General features: G+C 62.3%; 7 protein-coding genes. 2 read left to right on the top strand and 5 right to left on the bottom strand.

Annotated features, from left to right (window positions below; genetic code table 11):
• Positions 1 to 1,013: trypsin-like peptidase domain-containing protein (locus EPO09_RS05795; protein ID WP_290641105.1), on the top strand; the 1,013-nt coding region annotated here is incomplete at its 5' end.
• Between the two features lie 24 nt (positions 1,014 to 1,037).
• On the opposite strand, the gene tatC is transcribed toward EPO09_RS05795, so the two are convergent.
• The 5 genes from tatC to hisI all read right to left on the bottom strand — a co-directional run bounded on the left by tatC (position 1,038) and on the right by hisI (position 3,460).
• Positions 1,038 to 1,826, bottom strand: a complete 789-nt coding sequence (tatC, locus tag EPO09_RS05790; protein ID WP_290641103.1) for a twin-arginine translocase subunit TatC — start codon at positions 1,824 to 1,826, stop codon at positions 1,038 to 1,040.
• A 12-nt stretch (positions 1,827 to 1,838) separates the two neighbouring features.
• Positions 1,839 to 2,297: a twin-arginine translocase TatA/TatE family subunit gene (locus EPO09_RS05785; RefSeq protein ID WP_290641101.1), complete on the bottom strand. Its 459-nt coding sequence runs from the start codon at positions 2,295 to 2,297 to the stop codon at positions 1,839 to 1,841.
• Between the two features lie 47 nt (positions 2,298 to 2,344).
• Entirely contained in the window at positions 2,345 to 2,581 is a 237-nt protein-coding gene (tatA, locus tag EPO09_RS05780; protein WP_290641099.1) for a Sec-independent protein translocase subunit TatA, read from the bottom strand.
• A 94-nt stretch (positions 2,582 to 2,675) separates the two neighbouring features.
• On the bottom strand, positions 2,676 to 3,071 hold the full coding sequence (locus EPO09_RS05775) for a phosphoribosyl-ATP diphosphatase (RefSeq protein ID WP_290641097.1): 396 nt from the start codon (positions 3,069 to 3,071) through the stop codon (positions 2,676 to 2,678).
• Positions 3,068 to 3,460, bottom strand: coding sequence for a phosphoribosyl-AMP cyclohydrolase (gene hisI / locus EPO09_RS05770; protein WP_290641095.1), 393 nt, complete (start codon positions 3,458 to 3,460; stop codon positions 3,068 to 3,070). Before hisI ends, EPO09_RS05775 begins: the two co-directional genes overlap by 4 nt.
• A 158-nt stretch (positions 3,461 to 3,618) precedes the next feature.
• Between hisI and pdxA the strand changes: the two genes are divergently transcribed.
• Positions 3,619 to 4,635 carry a 4-hydroxythreonine-4-phosphate dehydrogenase PdxA gene (gene pdxA, locus EPO09_RS05765; RefSeq protein WP_290641107.1) on the top strand — a complete coding sequence of 339 codons (1,017 nt, stop codon included), beginning with the start codon at positions 3,619 to 3,621 and terminating at the stop codon, positions 4,633 to 4,635.
• Positions 4,636 to 4,668 lie beyond the last annotated feature (33 nt).

Below are 4,668 nucleotides of genomic sequence, written 5' to 3'. Positions count from 1 at the left end.
TCCAGAGCGTGCCGACGCAGGGCTTTCGAGAGGCTGCCCAGCGTGCCGCCCCCACAGTCGTCAGCGTGGTAACCAGCAACTCTGCTGCACGCAATCCTCGTCGCAACGATCCCTGGTTCCGCTACTTCTTTGGCGATCAGGAGGGCCAGCCTCAGTCCGGCGTAGGCTCTGGCGTGATCGTGTCACCCGAAGGCTATGTGCTAACCAACAACCACGTGGTTGATCGCATGGATGACATCGAGGTGATGCTCACCGACGGCCGCAAGGCATCCGCCAAGGTGATCGGCACCGATCCGGATACCGATCTGGCCGTGCTCAAGGTGGATCTGGATCGCTTGCCTTCCATCACCTTTGGTGACTCGGATGCCATCCAGGTGGGTGATGCCGTGCTGGCCATCGGCAACCCCTTTGGCGTCGGGCAGACCGTGACGGCCGGCATCGTTAGTGCACTGGGCCGCAATCAACTGGGCATCAACACGTTCGAGAACTTCATCCAGACCGATGCCGCCATCAACCCGGGCAATTCGGGCGGCGCGCTGGTCGATACCAACGGCAATCTGGTGGGGATCAACAGCGCGATCTATTCCCGCTCGGGTGGCAGCCTCGGTATCGGCTTTGCGATTCCGGTGTCTACCGCCCGTCAGGTGATGGACAGCCTGATCAAGGAGGGGCAGGTCACGCGTGGGTGGATCGGTGTCGAACCACGGGACCTCACGCCTGAGATGGCGGAGACCTTCAATCTGCCGATCAAGGACGGCGTTTTGATCACGGGCGTGCTGCACAACGGGCCGGCTGCGCAAGGTGGTTTGCGTCCGGGTGATGTCGTTGTGATGGTGGGGGGCGCCAAGGTGGCCAACACCGCGCAGCTGCTGGCGACGGTCGCGGCCCTCAAGCCCGGTGCACCTGCCGTGGTGAAGGTGCAGCGTGGTGGGGAGTTGCTCACACTCAATGTCGTGGTGGCCAAGCGCCCCAGAATGCCGGTGCAGCAACAGCGCAATCAGGACGATCAGTAAGACCGTCCTGACAAATCCAGCAGATCAGGAAGACGCGGCAGCGTCTTCGCTGTCCGGCGCACGCGTGTGTTTGACGAACAACTGCGCCGCCCAGATGCCCACTTCATAGAGCAGGCACATCGGAATCGCCAGCGACAACTGCGAGACCACGTCCGGTGGCGTGATCACCGCTGCGATCACGAAAGCAATCACGATGAAGTAGCTGCGGAATTCCTTGAACTTGTCGACCGAGACGATGCCCATGCGCGCCAGGATGACCAGCACCACAGGCACCTCGAACGCCGCACCAAAAGCCAGGAACATATTGAGCACGAAGCTCAGATACGCCTCGATATCAGGTGCCGCCGTGATGCTTTTTGGCGCAAAGCTCTGGATGAAGGTAAAGACCTTGCCGAACACGAAGAAGTAGCAAAAGGCCACGCCAGCGAAGAAGAGCAGGGTGCTGGAGACGATCAGCGGCAGTACCAGGCGTTTTTCGTGGGCGTACAGGCCCGGTGCCACAAAGGCCCAGATCTGGTAGAGCACCACGGGCAAGGCCAGCATGAAGGCCGCCAGCATGGTCACCTTGATCGGCACCATGAAGGGCGAGATCGGATTGGTGGCGATCAGCGTGGCGCCCTTGGGCAGATGCTGAACCAGGGGCATGGCCAGCCAGTCGTACAAGGTGGATGGCGAGGGGTAAATGGCCAGCACGACAAAGCACACGCCGACCGCGATCACGGCCCGGATCAGGCGGTCACGCAGTTCGATCAGGTGCGAGACGAATGGCTGCTCGCTGCCGTCGAGCTCGTCGGGTTTGTTGGAATCGCTCACTCGATAACCTGTTTAGCGGGGGCCGGGGCGAAAGCGCGCTACGCGAGCCGCGCCTGACTGCACATGCCGGCGCACCCCCGTGTGTTGTTTGTACCAAAGCGGCGTGGCACCACGCTTGAGGCGCCAGTTTTTGCGCACGGGTGGGCCGTAGGCGTAGTAGGGCGCGGGTTCGTGGTTGACGTAGCTATCGGCCTGAGGATCGGTGTAGATCTCGTTGCGGGCCTCGTTGATGCGGTCCTCAACAGACTGGCCAACATCCCGCGCGGCCTCTTCGATCCCGGTCTTCATCTTCTTGAGCTCTTCGAGCTCGATCGACCGGTTGACCTCGCTTTGAACCTGCGACACATAGCGCTGAGCCTTGCCCAGCAGCACCCCCACCGTGCGCGCCACTTTGGGCAATCGCTCAGGGCCGATGACAATCAGGGCGACAGCGCCGATGATCGCCAGTTTGTCGATACCGAAATCAATCATGGATGACGCACCGCCTCACGGCAGCACGGTAAGGGCAGATTGACCGATCAGGTTTTGCTCTTGGCATCAACGTCAACGGTGTTGGCGTCGTTGCGAGCGGCATTGGTGACCTGTTGAGGGGCTGCTGCGGCGTCAGCCGAGGTCGTGCCGTCCTTCATGCCGTCCTTGAAACCCTTGACGGCGGCGCCCAGATCGGTACCCACGTTCTTGAGCTTCTTGGTGCCAAACACCATCACCACGATGAGCAGCACGATGAGCCAGTGCCAGATGCTGAATGAACCCATGATCTTCTCCAAAAAGCCTATCGACTTGAAAACAAACTCGTCATTCTGATGTGTGCCGGCGAGTCAGCCTCGCATAAGCACATGCGCATTTTGATCAGGATGCGCCGCCTTCACTTGTTTTGACCTTGCCGCGCGCGGCGAATTCTTCCAGCCCCGACAGGCCTTCACGGCGCGCCAGCTCGCCGATCACCTCGTGCGGGTGCAGGCCCAGGTGCGCCATGGCGACCATGCTGTGAAACCACAGGTCGGCAAATTCACCAACGAGAGCCTTGCGGTTGGCCTCGGAGGCCTCGCAAGCCATGTCCTTGCCGGCCATCACCGCCTCAGTTGCTTCCTCTCCGACCTTTTTCAAGACCGTGTCGGTGCCTTTGTGAAACAGGCGTGCCACGTAGCTCTTGTCTGGATCGCCGCCCTTGCGGGATTCGATCACTTCGGCCAGACGGGTCAGGACGTCCAGAGGCGTGGCTGGTGCGGAGGGCGTGGCGCTCATTTGTTGTAGATGCTGGCAGGGTCTTTGATCACAGGGTCTACGGAGACCCACTGACCATTGTCGTATTTCTGGAAGAAGCAGCTGTGACGCCCTGTGTGGCAGGCGATGCCAGGCTGGTGGCCCAGTTGCGTGATGCGCAGCAGCACGACGTCGTTGTCGCAATCCATGCGGATGGCGTGCACCTTCTGGATGTGGCCGGACTCCTCGCCCTTGTGCCACAGTTTTTTGCGGGAGCGACTCCAGTACACCGCCTCGCCCTTTTCGGCGGTCAAAGCCAGGGCCTCGCGGTTCATCCAGGCGAACATCAGCACGTCACCCGTCGTGTCTTCCTGGGCGATCACCGGCACCAGCCCGTTTTCGTCCCAGCGGATCTCTTCTAACCAAGTCATGGGCGAGAGTGTAGCAATCGAGGGGGCAGACCTCGTCCAACCTTGCTGTCCAAGGTGACAATCTGGCCTGTCGGGTCAACTTTCCACCCATTTGAAAGGGTGCCACTGTGGCGCAAACGTCTTTTCCTGAGTCGAATACCGGTGTGCTGGCGCTCACGATGGGAGATGCCTGTGGCATAGGGCCGGAAATCATCGCCAAGTGGTGGCGCCATGCTGAGGGCGGCGCGATGGTGGTGGGGTGCCCAAATATCATGCGGCGCGCCTTGGGCTGGCTGGGCCTGGCAACCCAATGGGAGGTCGTGACCTTGAGTTCGGTCGCGCAGCAGGCGACCTTGACGCCCGGGCAAATGGGCGTGTGGGTGCCGCCTGGGCTGCCGGTAGATTTGCTAGATGCGCCTGTGGGGCAGGTCGATGTGCGCGCCGGGCGGGCTGCGGCAGCCTGTATCCGCGAGGCTGTGCGCTTGGCCCAGGAAGGGCTGGTGGCGGGCATCGTCACGGCCCCATTGCACAAGGAGGCCCTGGCGCTGGCTGGCGAGCCCTATCCAGGCCACACCGAGTTGCTGCAGGCAGAAGGCAGCCCTCCCGGTCGGGCGCCCGCACCCGTGCGCATGATGCTGGCCAACGATGCGCTCAAGACCGTGCTGGTCACCATTCACGTGGCTTTGCGTCAGGCCATCGAGCAGGTCACACAGGCTGGCGTGCTGGAGACCATTCGGATCACGCATCAGAGCGCGCAACTCTGGGGCATGCCCAGGCCGCGCATCGCGGTGGCCGGGCTCAATCCGCACGCAGGCGAGGGGGGGCTGTTCGGCGACGAGGAGCTGACCATCATCGGCCCCGCGATCCAGGCCGCCCAGGCCGATGGGATTGACGCCAGCGGGCCCTATGCGCCTGATACCGTTTTCATGCGGGCCCGCCACGCGCCAGATCACCCGGGCGAGTTCGATGTGGTGATCGCGATGTACCACGATCAGGGCCTCATCCCCGTCAAGTACATGGGGCTGGATCAAGGGGTGAATGTCACGTTGGGCCTGCCCTTCGTGCGAACCAGCCCGGACCACGGGACGGCATTTGATCTGGCCGGCACGGGCAGGGCGGATGAGGCCAGTTTCGCGCAGGCGGTGCGCATGGCTCGGGTGTTGGTTGCCGGCCGGGCAGTGCGATCAGGCAGCTGAACGTGCTGCGCGTGGCTGAGGGATGCTGCCACC

This window comes from Aquabacterium sp., assembly GCF_004297345.1.
Taxonomy (GTDB): Bacteria; Pseudomonadota; Gammaproteobacteria; order Burkholderiales; family Burkholderiaceae_C; genus Aquabacterium.
This window is presented reverse-complemented; position numbering and strand designations above follow the sequence as displayed.